We start from the raw sequence: 18,364 nt of genomic DNA, 5'->3' as shown, positions 1-18,364 counted from the left end.
GAATCATCATGAGCCATCCCCAATCAGCCATTATTCCTGATCACGCACAAGCCGGTATTTTTATCGAAGCAGACATTTCAGACGGCCGCAATGAAGACATCAAATCTGCCTGCCGTCTTTCTTTGGAGGCTCTGGCTAAACTGAAAACCCGTTTTCCGAATGATATTTTGGGTTTGACCATTGCCTTTGGCAGCCGCGCATGGCAATCGTTCGGCCATACTGACGAAGGCAGCGAAATCAAACCTTTCCCAGAATTGGGCAACGGCCTCGCACCCTCCACCCAACACGACCTCTATATCCACATTCAAGCCACCGAGCAAAAAGCCGCCTACGCCTTGGCCCAATCTGTTTTCAGCGCATTCGGTGATAGCATCCGAGTAGCCACTGAAGAACACGGCCTGCGCCTGTATGAAGACCGCGGCTTGGACGGTTTTGTCGATGGTACGGAAAATCCGCAGGGCGATGACAATGTGCGCAATGTTGCCATCATTCCCGAAGGCAAGCCGGATGCCGGCGGCAGCTATGTTTTGCTTCAAAAATATCTGCACGATTTGAAAAAATGGGATGCTGTTTCTACTGCCGAACAAGAAGCCAGCGTTGGCCGCAGCAAAGAAACCAATGACGAATTCGGCAAAGACGTGCGCCTGCCCGACTCTCATCTCGGTCGCGTCAATGTCAAAGAAAACGGCGTTGGCCTGAAAATCGTTCGCCGCAGCCTGCCCTTCGGCAAACTCAGTGGCGAACATGGTCTGATGTTCACTTCCTATTGCAACACGCTGCACAATATTGAAGTTCAACTGCTCAATATGTTCGGCGAATCTGACGGCAAAACCGACTTGCTGTTGAAACATTTGTCTAAAGCCGTATCAGGTGCTTACTACTACGCACCTTCTGTCGAGCGTTTGCAAAATCTTTAACGGCTCAAAGGCCGTCTGAAAAAAACCTGCCTTTGAAAAGGCAGGTTTTTGTTATTTAAATTCCCTTAATACTTTTATGGTATTATCATAGAAATTTATCCACTTGTTGCTTAATAAACCCTGATTACAGACAACGATAAAAACTGATACGCCCAAGCAGCTATTTTCGATAAAATAAACCCAATCATTATCCCTATAAAATTACGACACCATGTATAAATCCCGCCTTCTTCCCTTGCCTGTATTGATTCTCTCCGCGCTAAACGCCTATGCGGCCAATACGCCGAATCCGCTTGATCAAATCGATAAAAACGTACCCAACCAATTCGACAAAGACTTCCGCGACAATCTCGACCAAATTCATTCCGTCGAAATCCAAAAACGCGAGCAGTCGGCATGGGATTTGCAGAAAAAGCAAGATAATGACGCGGTTGCACAAGAAATGCCGTCTGAAAACAATACCGAATGCTTGGATTACACGGGTATTGAGCTTTCCGGTATTACCCTCATCGATTCCAAAAAGATTGAAGCCAAGTTACCCAAATGCATCAATCAAAACAGTATCAACCAACTGAACCGGGATATCGTTGCCGAATATATCGCTCAAGGCTATCCGCATACGCAAATCAAATTTGAAACCACGCCTGAACGCGTCCTGAAATTGGCAGTCATCGAAGGCAAAATCCGTGAAATTACCGGCGGCTCCCGTACGGTCAATGTCAATACCCTCTTCCCCGATCATCAAGGCAAACCGCTGAACATCCAATACCTCGACCAAGGTATTGAACAGGCAAACCATGTTGCCGGCAACAACGTCAGCATCGATGTTTATCCGCATGATGACGGCACCGCCTCCATCCAACTCAACAACGATGCCCAAAAACATTGGGGCGGTAGCGTGACTATCGACAATAAAGGCAGCAAACCCAATACCACGACACTTCGCGGCAGCCTGAATGTCGGCAGCCCGTTGGGATTGAGCGACTCCCTTTATCTAAACGGCTATACCAATCTAAACAATCACGACAGCCATTACAGTCGCGGCGGCAGTATGTTCTACCAAGTACCTTATGGCGCATGGACATTCAGCACTTACGCCGCCGCGTCGCAATCGCAAAGCATCTTAACGCCCAGCGTAACGCGCTATGCCTACCGCTCCAAATCCAAAGCGGCAGGAATCAAAGCGGACCGCGTATTTTCACGCAGTCAAAAACACATTACCTCCGCCTATGCCGGCATCGATTATGTGAAACAGACTGCAAAATTTGCCGACAGCAAACTGGAACTGCAAAGCCCGGAAATCTATTCGGCACAAGTCGGCCTGTCGCATACAACCATCCTGCCAAACGGTATTTGGCTCAACAATATCGGCGTGGAACAAGGGTTTGCGAAAAATACCGAACATACGCCGTTCGACAAGCGCTATACCTCTGTATCCTTGCAAAGCAATTTGATTCAAAACCGCCCATTGGGTAAATGGATCGTGCGCAACCATCACCAAATCGATGCCCAATATAGCCCTCATGATTTGTTTGCCACCAAAGAAATGGACGTCGTCGGTCATCAAAATGTACGCGGTTTCCGTTCAACTTCTTTGAGCGCAAACAGCGCAGTCCTGTTAAGCAATACCGTTTATTTCCGCCGCAATACGCCTCACGGCATCTATATCGAGCCTTATCTGGGTGCAGACATCGGCGTTGCCAAAAACAATAACGAAGGTTCGCAACGCGCCATGGGTGTGGTTGCAGGTTTGAATTTGGGCAAGGCGGATAAATGGCAACTTTCTGCCGACTATGGCAAAGGTTTTGCGCGCATGCCCAACCAATCAAACAGTGAAATACAGGATCATGTGACCGTTTCTTTGCGCATTCCATTTTAAAGTTATGTAAATATATATCCTTTTATCCAATATATAAACCGCCCATCTTAACATTATTAATTTTTCATTAATATCAATAAGATGGGCGGTTTATATTTGCATTTGAAATAGTGCACACAAGGCCGTACTGGTGGTATTATTGTAAAAAATTTTATAACAATGTTAATACATTCAAAATTTCCTCAACAGAAATCTCATACCCGATATGGGATTTCTGATTCAATCTCCATCACGATAAATAAGGATTAAAATCCATGAAAATCGACACTTTATATCAGCCTAAGCTCTCAGCTTCTGGCAAAGTAACTGTCGCCGTGTGCTTTGCATTCCTGGGAAATGCAGCGGTAGCGGCCAATATCGAAGCCATCGGCCAAACTTCGGTACAGCAGCAACACAATGTTGACATCGTCAACATTGCCGCACCGACGGCCCAAGGTCTTTCTCACAACCAATATAACAAGTACAACGTTTCCCAACACGGTGCCGTTTTGAATAACGCCCTGTCTGCCGGTAAATCCCAACTGGCCGGAAACCTGTCTGCCAACAAAAACTTCCAAGGTCAGGCCGCATCTGTGATCTTGAACGAAGTGGTCAGCAAAAACCCTTCTCTGATCTTGGGTCAGCAAGAGATCTTCGGTATTGCCGCAGACTATGTTTTGGCAAACCCTAACGGCATTACCCACAACGGCGGCAGCATCCTGAATGCCAACCGCACATCCTTGGTTGTCGGTACGCCAACCGTTTCAGACGGCACGTTGAAATCTTTTAATATCAGCGACAATGGCAAACAACTGCAAGTAAACGGCAATTTGAGCGGCAACCGCGTAGTTGACCTGCTCGCGCCGCAAGTTGTTGTCGGTAAATCAGCCAATGTTAATGCCGCCGACGCCATCAACGTTTCTTCAGGCAAAAGCAACTTCGACTACAAAACCGCGCAAATCGAAGCATTGGACGCTGCTTCAAATGCGCCGGTGCTTGACGGTCATATCTTCGGCAGTATGCGTGCCGGTACCATCCGCATCCACGCGACCGACAAACGCGCCAAACAAAACATTCAAAATGCGGCGATTACCGGCACCCGCTACCTGAATATCGACAGCAAAGGCAACCTGAGCATCCAGTCTGCCAATCTGACCGGCGCACAAATGGAATTGTTTGCCCGCGATACCGACATCAAAGGCACGGTTAACAGCCATTCTGCTAACAAGTCTTCCAGCGGCAAAGAGGCGAAAAATGTTCAGCACTTCCGTTCAGACCGCAACAAAACGGAAACCTTTACCGCCAGCAATATCAATGCATCCGAGTCATTGACTTTGAACAATAGCGGCAGCCTCAACCTGAGCGCAGCCAACATCAATGCCGGCGCGCTGACCGCATCTGCCACAGGCAACTTCAATTCTAACGCGGTAAAAACCACCAACCGCATAGAATCCGACCATACTCAAAGCAAAGGCCTTTGGTACAACAACAACCTGAGCTCTTCTGCTGACGAAAGCCTGCATCAAACCAAAATCAATGCCGGCTCTGTCAATATTGCCACCACAGGCAAAGTTCAATTGGATGCGACCGAACTAAACTCGGCTGCTGATGCTCGCATTGCCGCCCAACAAGGAATCGTATTGAGCAGCAACAGCGAAACCGACAGCAGCTCGACTTATGTCAGCTTCAAAAATGAAACTGCCGCCCTGAAAACCGGTATCGCTACAAAATCTTCCAAAAACTCTACCGCCCATCAAACCAAAATCTCCGCAGCCGGTGATATCGGTTTGATTTCCGAAGGCGATTTGAGCACTTACGGCGCAAGCATCGCGGCAAACGGCAATGTCGTTACCGATGTCAACAAGATCAACTTGGGCACTCAAACCACCACTAATACCAACAGCCTCGATGACCAGAAAAAATACTGGGGCGGCCTGTTCGGCGGTGAAAGCCAAGTTCAAAACAACCGTACAGAAAACCTGCACGGCAGCAGCATTACTGCCAACTCAAACGTAGTCTTGGGTGCAAAAAACGGCGTCAACGTTTACGGCAGTACCGTTGAAGGCCAAGCCGGTACATTCGTCAGCTCCAAAGCAGGCAATGTTGATATTAAAAACGCCACCAGCACCGATACTTCCGCACAAAGCGCGCGTAAAGGTACGATTTTCAATATCACTACCTCTAAAACCAGCAGCAACAGCAGCATTGAAAAAGTAACCGGTTCTACCCTGGTTTCCAATGCCGACCTGACCGTTGTTTCCAACAAAGACATCAATGTGATCGGTTCTGCATTGTTTGCGGCACAAAAACTGCAACTGTCTTCCGCAGGCGATTTGACCATTGATGCAGCCAAAGCAGTAGAAAACAAGCAGGTCAACGAGTATTCCATCAAAGGCTACTCTGGTATCGAAACCAATAAAGAAAACGGCAGCGTGACTGCCAAAGCCGGTATCAAATTTACCGATACCCACACCGACACCCATTCTGTCGGCCTGAACGGCAGCATTTTGACCGGTAAAAACACCCAGTTGTCTTCCAACTCAAACGTTACCGTCAGCGGCAGCCAAGTCAACGGCGAAGAATCTGTCAACATTTCCGCAGCCAATGACGTCAATGTTGTTGCATCCAAAGGCAGCAGCACTGTGACCGAATCCGGCCGCGTAACCGATTTGGGCGTATCTGCTACTGCATACGAAAAAAATAACGTTGCAGGCGTCGGCGTATCTGTCGGCATTACCAGCACCAAAACAGATGCAACTACCGTAACGAATACATCCCATGTATCCAACATCAACACCGGCGGCAACGCTACCATCACTGCAAACGGCAATATTAATCAAGAAGGTACCGTGATTAACGCGACCGGCAATGTGGTTGAATCTGCCAAAAACGTTACCCATGCAGCGGCACACAGCGGTGCAAAATCCGATGTGAAACAAAACGGCGGCGGTTTGGTCGTTTCTGTTGGCATCAGCACCAACAAAGGCATCGGCGGTGAAATCACTGCACAAGGTCAAGGCAACTCTTCGACCCACAATGAATCCACTGCAACCGTAACCACCATCAACGCAGGCAATGCCATCGTTTTGGCAAATGACAAAGTGTCTGATGAAGGTACAAAATATGATGTTACCGGTGCGATCAACATTGATGCAGGTTCATACCACAACACTGCCGCCCACAACACCAGCAACAGCAGCAGTAAACAAGGAGGCGCTTCTTTGACTGTCGGCGCATACACCAAAGACGGTTCAAACGTTGATGTGAATGCCAACCTGAACGTCAACTACGCTGATGAAAACAAAAAAGAATCTACCGCCGTCAAAGGCGATATGAATGCGACCAATGTTGTCATCAACGCCAAAGACTCTGCTGAAATCGCATCCAACATTACTGCCAACAACAACGTCAACATTACCGCAGGCAACGGCGTAACCTTCACCGAGTCAGCCAATACTGCCTCCAACCAAGGTACAGCCGTTAATGTCGGTATCGGCGCTGGCGCGACAATCAATGTTGAAACCGGTGTTGCCGTTCCTCACGTCAACGGCTCTGTCGGCGTCAACAAAACCGATAACGCGTCTTCTACCGCCGCAGGCGCAAATGTAGTGGCCGGCAACGATATTAAAATCAATGCCAACAACGGCGACGTCAACCTGCACGGTACCAACCTGGTATCCAATAACTCCGTTGAAGTAGAAGGCAACAAAGTCAATACTTCCGGCGCGATCAGCAGCGTTAACGAAAAAAATCTGACCGTCAATGTCAACGGCAGCTACGCTTCAGGCAAACCAAACGGCGGCATCAACGCCAAAGGTAAAAACGACGCCACCGTAACCAATACGGCAAACACCATCCAAAGCGACAATGTTGTTATCACTACCGGCTCTCCAACCGGTTTGAGCGTCAACAATACGACCATCAACGGTAATAATGTTGCGTACTACTATGACGACAGTAAAGCTCCTGCGGCGAACCGTTATACCTACCATCCTCGCCAACCAAGCTACGCCAGACGCCGTTTGCGCTACTAAAATGCACTATTGAAGTCATTTAATAGCCATTAAGACATGCCGTCTGAAAACAGAAAGTTTTCAGACGGCATTTTTATCATCAATGCAAAACAACACACTATCTCTGTTATGATAATGCCTCGCTAATATTATTCCGTTCCAACCATGTCTTCCGCCCTTCCTTTTGACGCGCTCACACTTTCCATCGACGGTACCAACCTCATCGAAGCTTCTGCCGGTACGGGTAAAACCTACGGCATTGCCGCGCTTTTTACCCGACTGATTGTTTTAGAAAAAAAAGACATCGAGAAAATTCTGGTCGTTACCTTTACCAAAGCGGCGACGGCAGAACTGAAAACCCGTTTGCGCGCGCGTTTGGACGAAGTGTTGCAGGTTTTGAACGAAATCCAAACCTTGGGCGGCGAGCCGGAACATATTTCAGACGGCCTGAACAAATATTACGAAAAAGAGAAAAAATCCCCCGATGACTTTCTCAATCGCTTGATTCCTTTGGCTTTAGGCGAGCAAGACGGACAGGAAAGCTGCCATCGCCTGACTCTCCGCCTCAAAGCCGCGCTGAGCCAGTTTGACAACGCATCGATTTACACCATCCACGGCTTCTGTCAGCGCGTCTTGCGCGATTACGCGTTTTTGTGCGGCGCACCTTTGGATGTCGAGCTGTCGGACGACTCGCGCGAGAGGCTGCTGATTCCTGCGCAAGACTTTTGGCGGCAAAAAGTGGCAACCGATGCCACATTGGCACAATTGGTTTTTGATCGGAAATGCACGCCTGAAGAAATGCTTGCCGAAATCAAAAGCTATACCGGCCGCCCCTATCTGAAATTCAGACGGCCCGAAGGCGATTTGAAAGAAGCCCAAGCTAACCTTCAAGAAACATGGCAAAAAGTTTGCAGCCAGTTGGAAGACTTGGAAAAAGCGTTTTGGGTAATCTTGCCCAAACTTAACGGCCAGATCTACAGAAGAAATACCTTTGAAAATGTTTTTACCGATTTAAAAACAAACTCCGAATCCAACCGTCTGCCCCGCCTAAGCAAACAAACACTAGGAAAACTAAACCATTTCAGTGTCGATACACTCAACAGCAAACTGAAAAAAGAATATAAAGCCGATGCCGATGCGCCGGAAATTATTCAGCTGCAAGCCTTGGCCAATCTCGGTCGTGATTTGCAGGCAATGGAAAGCGCAGAAGAAGCAGTCTTCATCTGCCTGCAACTCGACCTACTTTCCTACATCAACCAATCCATTGCCGAACAAAAAAAATCACGCCGCGAGCGTGTGTTTGACGATTTGCTACTGGATGTCCATCAGGCATTGACCACCAATGAACACGGCAACGCATTGGCAAAAGCGGCGGCAGCAAACTGGGAAATCGCGCTGATTGACGAATTCCAAGATACCGACCCGCTGCAATACGAAATTTTCCGCCAAATTTTTATCGAACAAGGCTGCCCGCTGTTTCTCGTTGGCGACCCCAAACAGGCGATTTACAGCTTTCGCGGTGCGGACATTTACGCCTATCTGCAAGCCGCGCAAGATGCGGACAGGCATTACACCCTCGCTGTCAACTATCGCAGCCATGCCAAACTGATTAACGGCATCAGCGCCTTGTTCAAACAAAAAAAACACCCCTTCGTATTGGAAAACATCGATTACAGCGATGTCTCCGCTAGCCGCGCCGAAAGCCGGCTGTCGCCACACCGCCCCGCCATCCAAGTGCGCTGGCTCAATACGGACGACCAAACCGACAAAGAGATTTTGCGCGGCTGTGCCGCCGAATATTGCGCCGATGAAATTGCCTTTGCGCTCAATGAAGCAGCCGAAGGCCGTCTGAACTTCAAAGGCCGCGCGTTGGAATCCGGCGATATTGCCGTCTTGGTGCGCACCAACAACGAAGCGGCGATGATTGCAGGGAAACTGAAACAGCGCCGTATCCAAAGCGTGTTGCTGTCGCGCCAGTCCGTTTTCGATTCCGCCGAGGCAGACTCTCTGTCCGCGCTGATCGGCTTTTGGCTCAACCCAAGGCAAACCGACTGGCTGCGCTTTGTCTTGACCGGCGTTTTGTTCGGCTATACCGCCAAAGAGATTTACGAACTCAACCACAACGAACACCAGCTGCTGAAATGGCTGGAGTCGTCTGCCCAAGCCATGGAAAAATGGCGGAAAGGCGGCATTTTTGCCGCCGTGCAGCAGTTTGCCGCCCTACATGACATCGAAACACGCCTGCTCAAAGGCGGCAACGAGCGTAGCCTGACCAACTACTATCAAATTCTGGAGCTTTTGGCCGAAGAAGACAGCCAAAGCCGCAACCCTGCCGCCCTGCATAAATGGCTGAACGAACAAATCAGCCGTGCGCGCAGCGGCCATTTCCCATCAGACGCGCAAACCATCCGTCTTGAAAGCGACGAAAAACTGGTCAAAATCGTTACCATGCACGCGTCGAAAGGTTTGCAATATCCTTTGGTTTACTGCCCCTTCGCATGGGATACCAAAGACAATTCCAAAGAAAACTGGAAAATCCTGCATACTGACAACCACGAAACCGAGCTGCTGGCCAAATCGCAAACCTCAGAAGCAGAACTAAGCCACCTTGCCGACGAAAAGACGGCCGAAGATTTACGCCTACTTTATGTCGCCCTTACCCGCGCCGAAGAACAGCTCAATATCTACGCCGCCGCCAACAAAAACTGTACGCCAAACAATCCTTTTGCCTATCTGCTCGAAGGTTTGCCGGATGCCGGCCGCGAAAGCGTCAGCCAAAGCTATAAAAGCGCGACAGACGTTGTGGAAATGCTCAAAACCAACTGGCAACGCTTTATCACAAACACGCCTGAAAATACGGAGTTTGCATTCACGGAAGAAGCCCCGCCGGAAACCGTCTACCAATACAGCCGCCAGCAAGACCAAGCTTTTAGCGCACATAGCATCAAACGCCGCGATTTTGACTTTATCCGCCACACCAGCTTTACCGGTTTGAGCCGGCATACCAAGTCAACCGACGAACAACACGAGCCTTTGCAACCTGCCATCGATCCGGCAGAAAGCGCAGACCGTGCCATGCCGTCTGAAAACCTGCCGCCCCCACTTTCAGACGGCCTCGATATCCACCATTTCCCCCACGGCACCAATGCCGGCGTATGTTTGCATGAAATGCTGGAAAAACTCGACTTCGCCGCCTCTGCCGAGAGCCAATCCGAAATGATTGCCGAAGTTTTGCAACGCCACAGCTTTGAAGACAAATGGCTGCCGATGGTAATCACCATGCTCGATACCTGCCGCCTTACGCCTTTAATCAACGAGAGCCTGTCGCAGATTCCGCCGACCCGACGCCTGCCCGAAATGGGGTTTACCCTGTACATGGACGATTTCAAACTGGACGACTTGCGCCGTTGGTTTGCCTCAAGCGAAGCAAACCTGCCGCCCGAATGCGTTCAAGCCGCGCAACTGCTTGACTTCCATGATTTACAAGGCTATTTGAACGGCTTTATTGATATGGTTTGCCAAGATTCAGACGGCAATGTCGTTTTAATCGACTACAAATCCAACCATTTGGGCAACGATGCAAGCGCCTACACGCAACAGGCGATGAACGAAGCCGTGGCACATCATCACTACTATCTGCAAGCCCTGATCTACGCCGTTGCCACCGCACGCTACTATGCCCTGCGCGGCAAGCCGTTGCCCAAAATCGCCATCCGCTACCTCTTCCTGCGCGGCATGGACGGCTCGGATCGCGGCATTTGGAAATGGGACATCGATACCGCCCTGCTTTCCACTTTCGTTGAACGAAAAACAAATTCTTGATAAATCATTTTGTTAAGCCGTCAAAAAGGCCGTCTGAAACGTTTTCAGACGGCCTTTGATTATTTGTGCAAACCGCATTCCTTACTGTCTTTGCTTTCCCACCACCATCGCCCGGCGCGGATATTTTCGCCTAGCTTGACCGGACGCGTGCAGGGTTCGCACCCAATACTGGGATAGCCTTGATGATAAAGCGCATTGAGCGGAACTTGGTGTTCGTGTGCATATGCCCAAACATCCTGCTCTTCCCAATCAAAAATAGGATTGAATTTGGCGATGTTGCGGCCGGTATCCAGCTCTTCAAAATTCAATTCGCTGCGCGTTTCGGACTGGCTGCGGCGTTGTCCGGTCAGCCATGCGGGGGCGTTGTGCAAAGCGCGGTTGAGCGGTTCGATTTTGCGGATATGGCAGCAACGGCGGCGCAACTCGACGCTGTCGTACATCGCGGTCGTGCCAAATTCCGCTTCAAATTCATCGGCGGTTTGTCGGTTGGGATAAAACACTTCCAATTCGGTTTGATAACGCGCATTGGTTTCGGAAATCAGCGCGGCGGTCTCGGGATTGAGTTTGCCCGTATTGAGCGTGATGATGCGGATGGGTAGTTTCAGACGGCTCACGGCATCGGTAATGACCATATCTTCAACTGCAAGGCTGGATGCGAACACGGCTTGCGGATAGCGTACGGCAATGTCTTGCAAACGGCGCTCCAAAGCGGCTGCCAACTCAGGCAGGCGGCGGCGTTCGGCATCGCTGATTTCGGGGATTTTCCAGAGTTGTGGACGGAATAAAGACATGGCTGGTTGTTCCTAATAATTTTCAGACGGCCTGTTGAAACGGCTGCCGATATGGTTATGGAACAATATTGTCCTGCGCCCTATCTTCAAACGGAAAGAATGCTTTTCTATTTCTTTATAACCAAAGCGTCTGCTGCTGGTTTTTCGGCAGCAAATGACTCACACCGATACCGATCAGGCGGAAGGCGTCTTCGCGTTGCGGCGGTATGCGTTGCAACAAAGTATGCGCCGCCTGAAGCAGCGAGGCGCTGTCGGGAAGGACGGAAGAATACGTCAGCGAACGCGTAATAATGCGGAAATCATGGGTTTTGAGTTTGAGGGTAACGCCTTTGGCTTCGACGTTTTTGCGTTCGATTTGCCGCCAGAGGTCTTCGGCAAGGTGCGGCAAATGACTTGAAGCCTGCGCCAAAGACAAATCTTCGGGCAAGGTAATTTCGGTTGAGATTTGCAGGCGTTCACGTTCGGCTTTGACAGGCCGCTCGTCAATACCGCGTGCCAAATCATAAAGGCGGTAGCCGTAGCGGCCGAAATGGTTTAAAAGTTCGCCGCGCTCAAAACGGCGCAAATCGCCGGCAGTTTGCATACCGAGGGCATTCATCTTTTTCAGCGTGACTTTGCCGACACCGGGAATCTTACCCAACGGCAGGCTCTCCAAAAACGCCATGATTTTTTGCGGCGGCAACACAAACTGCCCGTTTGGCTTCCGCCAATCTGAAGCAATTTTTGCCAAAAACTTATTGGGTGCAATACCTGCGGAGGCGGTCAAACCGGTTTCTTCAAAAATTTCGGCACGAATGCGTTTAGCCACCTCGCTGGCGTACGGGATATTTTCAAAATTTCGGGTAACATCCAAATAGGCTTCGTCCAAAGACAAAGGCTCGATCAAATCGGTATAACGCCGAAACACGGCATGAATCTGCGCCGATACTTGGCGGTACAAATCAAAATGCGGCGACACAAACACCGCCTGCGGACACAGCCTTTTCGCCGTCGCCACCGACATGGCCGAGTGCAAACCGAATTTGCGCGCCTCATAAGAAGCGGCACAAATGACCGACCGCGTACCGTCCCACGCCACAACGACCGGCAACCCTTTCAGGTGCGGCTGCTCGCGCAGTTCTACCGAAGCGTAGAATGCGTCCATATCGATATGGATGATTTTGCGTTGAGACATGGGAAAAGATGGATAAGAAAAAGGCTTATTGTAACAAAAGGCCGTCTGAAGTTTCAGACGGCCTCTATGTTTAAGCCCTATTTTTTACTGGAAAGCTGGTCAAATAATCCGCCGTCGGCAAAGAATTTTTTCATGATTTCTTCCCACGGGCCAAATTTCTCATTCGGATTAAACGTCTCAATCTCAGGGAAATCGGCTTTGTGTTTTGCCAATACTTCAACATTGCGCGGACGCAGGTAAAGATTGGCGGCCAACTCTTGGGCAGGTTCGCTCCAGAGGTTTTGCAGATAGGCTTCGGCAGTGGCGCGTGTGCCTTTTTTGTCGACTACGCTGTCCACGACGGCAACCGGCGCTTCGGAAAGAATAGTGTAGCTTGGATAAACAATTTCAAATTGGTCTTGGGTCAGCTTTTTGCTGACGTAGTTGGCCTCATTTTCAAAGGTAACCAAGACATCGCCGATATGGCGTTGGCTGAAAGTCGTCGTCGCCGCACGGCCGCCGTTTTCAAATACAGGCGTGTTTTTCAGCAATGCGGCCACAAAATCTTTGGTTTTGCCTTCATCGCCGTTATTCACTTTCAAACCATAACCGTACGCACCCAAAAAGGCGTAGCGGCCGTTGCCGGTGGTTTTCGGGTTGGCCAAAACAATTTGCACGCCGTCTTTGGCCAAATCGCCCCAGTCTTGGATGTGTTTCGGATTACCTTTGCGCACCAAGAAAACGACGTTGCTGGTATAAGGCACGGCATTGTCCGGCAGGCGCGTGTTCCAATCGGCTTTGACCAAACCTTTTTTCACCAAAAGCTCAATATCGGAAGTCTGGTTCATGGTCACCACATCGGCAGCCAAACCGTTGGCGACAGCCAAAGCCTGCTTGCTGGAGCCGCCGTGTGACTGTTGGACTTCAACCGATTGTCCGCCGTTTTTTGCGGTAAACTCTTTGACAAACAAAGGATTGTATTCTTTATAAAAATCTCGTGCGACATCATAAGAGACATTCAACAGCTTCACATTACCGCCCTTGCCTGCGGAAGCTGCATTGTCGGCAGATTGTTCGTTTTTGGGAGAGCAGGCACTCAACGCCAGCGCGGCGGTCAATGCGGCAAAAGAAAGGGTACGGATATTCATGGTCGGCTCCTATTAAAAGTATGGCGATACTTTATCGGGATCGGAGGCAAACGGGAAATAATGTTTGCTTTTGGGTTTATCAGTTTTGGTTATATAAACCGAGGCCGTCTGAAATCAAAAAATAATTATTTATAACTATAAAATCTAAACCATATTATTTACAAAGTTAATAAAAAAGAGTACCGTTCGTATTTGCCGAATCATTAGGCGTTTTGTTCAATAATCGAAAAATGGAGTGTAGAAACGATGAAACAATGGATGCTTTTAGGATTGCTGGGATTAGGCGCAGCGGCACAGGCGCACGATGTTTGGGTGGCCGCACCGACACATCAGCCTGCCGGCCAAATCCTGCATGCGGATTTGGGTTACAGCCATGACTTCCCCAATGTCGAAAAAATCGCCGACGACCGCGTGCATATTTTCAAACCGCTGCAATTGACCGGCAACTCAAAGAAAACCGTTGATTTGGTAAATAAAGGCGAAAACTATCAATACGTTTCCAGAGCTGCTTTGCCTGAAGGTTCCTACTGGGTCAGCGCAACCTACAAGCCTACTTTCTGGTCGAAAAACAAAGATGGCTGGAAACAGCAAACCTTAAAACAACTGGCCGGTGCCACCTATTGCGAACAGGCACAAATGTTCGGCAAAAGCTTTGTCCAAGTGGGCAACGGCGCAGTCGATGAAGCGGTATTGACCCGCCCTATCGGCCAAGAGCTGGAACTGGTTCCGCTGCAAAATCCGAACGAAGTCAAAGCCGGCGGCATTTTGCCGGTCAAAGTCCTGTACAAAGGCGAGCCTTTGGTTAAAGCCACCGTTACCGCCAGCTCGGACACTTTGGCCGAAATGGACTTGGAATCAACCCATGACCACCGCGAGCCTCAAGGCTTCTCCGGCAAAACCGATAAAAACGGCGTGGTCAATGTGATTACGTTGATTGACGGCTTGTGGAAAATCAAAGTCGTGAACGAGACCGATTACGGCGATAAAAGCGTATGTCAGAAAGACAATACTTACGCAACGCTGATTGTGCCTGTCGGTACCAAACGCGCGGCTGCACGCCATGCCCACCATCATCAACATTAACAGCCATTAAAAAAGGCCGTCTGAACTTTCAGACGGCCTTCATTTATTCTAATTCATAACCCAAATTTCTAAAAAAACGGGAGAATGTTTCCAATTTATCCTCATTCAATTGGGCAAACCGGACACGGTTGCAGCCGGTCAAGACCACATTGCCCATCCAATGCGCCCCAAAGACACGCTCTAAAGGGACATTCCTCATTTGATTGATAAACGGTACTTCTGAAGAAAATTGTGTAGCAATATTCGGAGGCGCGAATTTCAAACCCAAGTCCTGCAATCTATAACGATGTTGCGCCGTCAAAAACATATCTTCGTGGTGCAGCCGTATCAGCCATTCCATATCGGCAATTTTTTCGTCTTTCGGCGGCAAAGGCGGTCGGATTTCTACATTTAAGCCCAGTTGTCGTGGCATAGCTAAAAGCCGTCTGCTGCGCAGGCTGAAACCGCCATTCTGCGGCTCGTCCAAATTTGGAGAAGTCTGAATCAGATGTTGTTTGGCCAAATATTGGTCGGTTCCCTTCAGGAAAAACTGCCCGTCGGCTTCGGTTTCCAACAAAATCGGCAAAGGTGCGCCGATATAGTCATATTCCCGATAGGCATCCTGCCAGTTTTGACCGTTCAACACCCAGCCGTCATTTTGAACGATCAAACAATAATCAGTATCGATGTAATACATCAGTTGGTACAAAACAAACAGATTATATTCGAGATAACCGAATGGCCGGCAAGGCTGATGTCGGATATTTTCCGGCAAACCTTGCGGACAGCTCGGGCTGATCAGCAATCCACGGCTTCCAGGCAATTCGGCACAGCTGCGGATAATTGCATACATCGTGCCCTCGGTATAAGAATCTGCACCGGTAATACCAACCACGGTAATGTCAGCAAAACTCATTATATGTTTCTCCTGTTTCAGACGGCCTTTGAGTTATTTACGACACCTTGTTGCAAATTTCTTTCAAGCGATACAAGGCATCCAAGGCTTCGCGCGGCGTGAGGTTGTCGGGCTGAATTTGCGCCAAAGCTTCAGCCAATTCATTGGCCTGCAAATTATCAACAGGTTCAATTTCTTGTGTTTTCCCTTCCTCATCTGCCCTATTTTCAGACGGCATTGCGCTGAAAATGTCCAACTGCGGGCGGTTGGCGGCGGCTTGGTTTTCCAAATCGTTTAAATGCTTTTGAGCCGCTTTCAAAGCGCGGTTGGGCAGACCTGCGAGTTTGGCAACGGCGATACCGTAGCTTTTGCTGGCAGGACCGGGTTCGATGTGGTGGAGGAAGACGATGTCTTGGCCTTGCTCAAGTGCGGAGAGGTGCATATTGACTGCCGTTGCGTGGGCTTCGGGCAGTTTGGTTAACTCAAAATAGTGGGTGGCAAAGAGGCTGAAGGATTTGTTTTTTTGCAGCAGGTGTTCGGCAATGGCTTGCGCAAGGGCGAGACCGTCAAAAGTCGAAGTGCCGCGACCGACTTCGTCCATAAGGACGAGGGATTGCTCGGTGGCGTGGTGGAGGATGTAGGCAGTTTCGCTCATTTCGACCATGAAGGTGGAGCGGTTGGAAGCTAAGTCGTCCGATGCGCCGATACGGGTAAAGATTTGGTCGATGGGCCCGATTTGTGCGGCATCGGCGGGGACGAAGCTGCCGGTGTGCGCCATGAGGACGATGTGGGCGACTTGGCGCATGTAGGTGGATTTACCGCCCATATTGGGGCCGGTCAGGAGCATGAGGCGGTGTTTGTGGTCGAGGCGGGTGTGGTTGGCGGTGAAGTGGCGCACTTGTTGCTCGACGACGGGATGGCGGCCGTTTTCGATATGGAGGACCGGATAGTCGGCAAACTCGGGGCAAACGAAGCCGCGTTCGGCTGCAATCGCGGCAAACGTAGAAAGTACGTCGAGGGCAGCCGCGGCTTTGGCGGCTTTTTGAAGCTGGGGAAGGGTCGTCTGAATGTCTTTGAGGAGGGCTTCAAACAGGCGTTTTTCCAATGCCAATGCCTGCTCTTGCGCGGTCAGGACTTTGTCTTCGAAGGTTTTGAGTTCGGGGGTAATGAAGCGTTCGGCGTTTTTCAGGGTCTGGCGGCGCTGGTAGTCGGCGGGGGCTTGTTCGGCTTGGACTTTGGATAGCTCGATGTAGAAGCCGTGGACGCGGTTGAACTCGACTTTGAGGGTGGAGAGGCCGGTGCGTTCTCGTTCGCGCGCTTCAAGCTCAAGCAGAAATTCGTCGCCGTGGTTTTGGATATGGCGCAGTTCGTCCAGTTCTGCCGAATAGCCTTGGTTGATAACACCGCCGTCTTTGAGCCAGACGGCGGGCTCGGGCATCACGGCGGCTTTGAGAGTTTCGGCAACAGGCAGGGTTTCGGGGAAAACGGCTTTGAGGGTTTCCAAAAGGCTGCTGCCCTCGGCGGACAATTCAATTTCATTCAGGGCAAACAGGCTGTCGCGCAGGGCGGCGAGGTCGCGCGGGCGGGCGTTGCCGACGGCGATTCGGGCGGCGATGCGTTCGATGTCTGCGATGTTTTTCAGACGACCTTGCAGGGTTTCGTATTGCGAACCCAGCGCGGCAACGGCTTCTTGGCGGGCACGGATGTGGGCGCGGCTGCGTAAGGGGTGGTGTAGCCAGAGTGCCAAGAGGCGGCTGCCCATGTGGGTGGCACAGCCGTCGAGTATGGAAAACAGGGTCGGCGATTTTTTGCCGGAGAGGGTTTGCGTGATTTCGAGATTGCGGCGCGTGGCGGCGTCCATGCCGATATATTGGCTGTCGGTTTCGAGCGAAATGCCGTCGAGGTGTTGCGGCATCAGGTTTTGCGTCAGGCGGATGTAGTTCAACAGCGCGCCCGCCGCACCGACGGCGGCTTCGTATTCTTTGCCGTCCAAACCGAAACCGTGCAGGTCTTGGCAGCCGAAGTATTCGGTCAACAACTTCGCGCCCGCGTCGGCGGCAAACTGCCATGAGTTCAGGCGCGTAATGTTGGCAGAGGTTGCCTGAAAACCATCAGGCAGGCTTTTGCCTTCGGGCAACAGAATTTCCGCCGCCTGCAAACGCGCCAGCTCATCGGCGAGTTTGTCCGCCGTCGTCAGCTTGGTTTTGAATTCGCCGCTTTGCAAAGAAGCCCATGCGATGGCAACGTTTTTCTTGTCTGCGTTCACCGCCACAATGCGGTTGGTTTCCTTGTCTTCCAAAAACGCCGCGTCGGTCAGCGTGCCGGGCGTAACGATGCGCACGACTTTGCGCTCCACCGGCCCTTTGCCCGCGCCGACTTCGCCCACTTGCTCACACACTGCCACGCTTTTTCCCATCTTCACCAGCCGCGCCAGATACTGCTCCGCCGCGTGAAACGGCACGCCCGCCATCTTAATCGGCACGCCGTCCATCTGCCCGCGCGTGGTCAAGGTGATGTCCAACAGCTTCGCCGCTTCCACCGCGTCATCCAAAAACAACTCGTAAAAGTCGCCCATGCGGTAAAACACCAGCTTGTCGGCGTGTTGCGATTTGATGTCGAGATACTGCTGCATCATCGGGGAAACAGTGGGTTTGGACATGGAAAAACCTTAGAAACGCAAAAGCGTTATTGTAACAAAAGGCCGT

Annotated in this window: 10 protein-coding genes; 5 read left to right on the top strand and 5 right to left on the bottom strand. The window is 50.5% G+C overall.

Annotation, left to right across the window (positions count from 1 at the left end; translation table 11 throughout):
- The first annotated feature begins 8 nt into the window (after nt 1-8).
- From HMPREF3047_RS05830 to recB, 4 genes are all read left to right on the top strand, one after another.
- The gene (locus HMPREF3047_RS05830; RefSeq protein ID WP_070584173.1) at nt 9-917 is read left to right on the top strand and encodes a Dyp-type peroxidase; all 909 of its coding nucleotides are present in this window, start codon (nt 9-11) and stop codon (nt 915-917) included.
- A 211-nt stretch (nt 918-1,128) separates the two neighbouring features.
- Entirely contained in the window at nt 1,129-2,796 is a 1,668-nt protein-coding gene (locus HMPREF3047_RS05825) for a ShlB/FhaC/HecB family hemolysin secretion/activation protein (RefSeq protein ID WP_070584172.1), read from the top strand.
- A gap of 254 nt (nt 2,797-3,050) precedes the next feature.
- Nucleotides 3,051-6,809, top strand: coding sequence for a hemagglutinin repeat-containing protein (locus HMPREF3047_RS05820; RefSeq protein ID WP_070459940.1), 3,759 nt, complete (start codon nt 3,051-3,053; stop codon nt 6,807-6,809).
- A gap of 144 nt (nt 6,810-6,953) precedes the next feature.
- Nucleotides 6,954-10,610, top strand: coding sequence for an exodeoxyribonuclease V subunit beta (recB, locus tag HMPREF3047_RS05815; RefSeq protein WP_070712576.1), 3,657 nt, complete (start codon nt 6,954-6,956; stop codon nt 10,608-10,610).
- Between the two features lie 59 nt (nt 10,611-10,669).
- Here recB and HMPREF3047_RS05810 read toward each other — a convergent pair whose 3' ends face one another.
- The 3 genes from HMPREF3047_RS05810 to HMPREF3047_RS05800 all read right to left on the bottom strand — a co-directional run bounded on the left by HMPREF3047_RS05810 (nt 10,670) and on the right by HMPREF3047_RS05800 (nt 13,696).
- The gene (locus HMPREF3047_RS05810) at nt 10,670-11,401 is read right to left on the bottom strand and encodes a phosphoadenylyl-sulfate reductase (protein WP_070712574.1); all 732 of its coding nucleotides are present in this window, start codon (nt 11,399-11,401) and stop codon (nt 10,670-10,672) included.
- A 115-nt stretch (nt 11,402-11,516) separates the two neighbouring features.
- On the bottom strand, nt 11,517-12,575 hold the full coding sequence (gene dinB / locus HMPREF3047_RS05805; RefSeq protein WP_070712571.1) for a DNA polymerase IV: 1,059 nt from the start codon (nt 12,573-12,575) through the stop codon (nt 11,517-11,519).
- A gap of 77 nt (nt 12,576-12,652) precedes the next feature.
- Nucleotides 12,653-13,696, bottom strand: coding sequence for a sulfate ABC transporter substrate-binding protein (locus HMPREF3047_RS05800; protein ID WP_199900787.1), 1,044 nt, complete (start codon nt 13,694-13,696; stop codon nt 12,653-12,655).
- Between the two features lie 252 nt (nt 13,697-13,948).
- On the opposite strand from HMPREF3047_RS05800, the gene HMPREF3047_RS05795 reads away from it, so the two are divergent.
- Nucleotides 13,949-14,785: a DUF4198 domain-containing protein gene (locus HMPREF3047_RS05795; RefSeq protein ID WP_070712566.1), complete on the top strand. Its 837-nt coding sequence runs from the start codon at nt 13,949-13,951 to the stop codon at nt 14,783-14,785.
- Between the two features lie 43 nt (nt 14,786-14,828).
- On the opposite strand, the gene HMPREF3047_RS05790 is transcribed toward HMPREF3047_RS05795, so the two are convergent.
- Entirely contained in the window at nt 14,829-15,680 is an 852-nt protein-coding gene (locus HMPREF3047_RS05790; RefSeq protein ID WP_070712563.1) for a DUF5672 family protein, read from the bottom strand.
- A 37-nt stretch (nt 15,681-15,717) separates the two neighbouring features.
- Complete coding sequence (mutS, locus tag HMPREF3047_RS05785) at nt 15,718-18,318, bottom strand: DNA mismatch repair protein MutS (RefSeq protein WP_070712562.1); 2,601 nt, start codon at nt 18,316-18,318, stop codon at nt 15,718-15,720.
- Nucleotides 18,319-18,364: the final 46 nt, after the last annotated feature.

It is taken from the genome of Neisseria sp. HMSC075C10 (assembly GCF_001815615.1).
Lineage (GTDB): Bacteria > Pseudomonadota > Gammaproteobacteria > Burkholderiales > Neisseriaceae > Neisseria > Neisseria subflava_A.
The sequence above is the reverse complement of the archived record's forward strand: the minus strand, read 5'-3'. Positions and strand labels throughout refer to the sequence as shown.

Coding starts and splice junctions, on each gene's coding strand:
- HMPREF3047_RS05825 (WP_070584172.1), top strand. CDS start 1,129: ATGTATAAATCCCGCCTTCTTCCCTTGCCTGTATTGATTCTCTCCGCG.
- HMPREF3047_RS05790 (WP_070712563.1), bottom strand. CDS start 15,680: ATGAGTTTTGCTGACATTACCGTGGTTGGTATTACCGGTGCAGATTCT.
- HMPREF3047_RS05795 (WP_070712566.1), top strand. CDS start 13,949: ATGAAACAATGGATGCTTTTAGGATTGCTGGGATTAGGCGCAGCGGCA.
- recB (WP_070712576.1), top strand. CDS start 6,954: ATGTCTTCCGCCCTTCCTTTTGACGCGCTCACACTTTCCATCGACGGT.
- HMPREF3047_RS05830 (WP_070584173.1), top strand. CDS start 9: ATGAGCCATCCCCAATCAGCCATTATTCCTGATCACGCACAAGCCGGT.
- dinB (WP_070712571.1), bottom strand. CDS start 12,575: ATGTCTCAACGCAAAATCATCCATATCGATATGGACGCATTCTACGCT.
- HMPREF3047_RS05810 (WP_070712574.1), bottom strand. CDS start 11,401: ATGTCTTTATTCCGTCCACAACTCTGGAAAATCCCCGAAATCAGCGAT.
- HMPREF3047_RS05820 (WP_070459940.1), top strand. CDS start 3,051: ATGAAAATCGACACTTTATATCAGCCTAAGCTCTCAGCTTCTGGCAAA.
- mutS (WP_070712562.1), bottom strand. CDS start 18,318: ATGTCCAAACCCACTGTTTCCCCGATGATGCAGCAGTATCTCGACATC.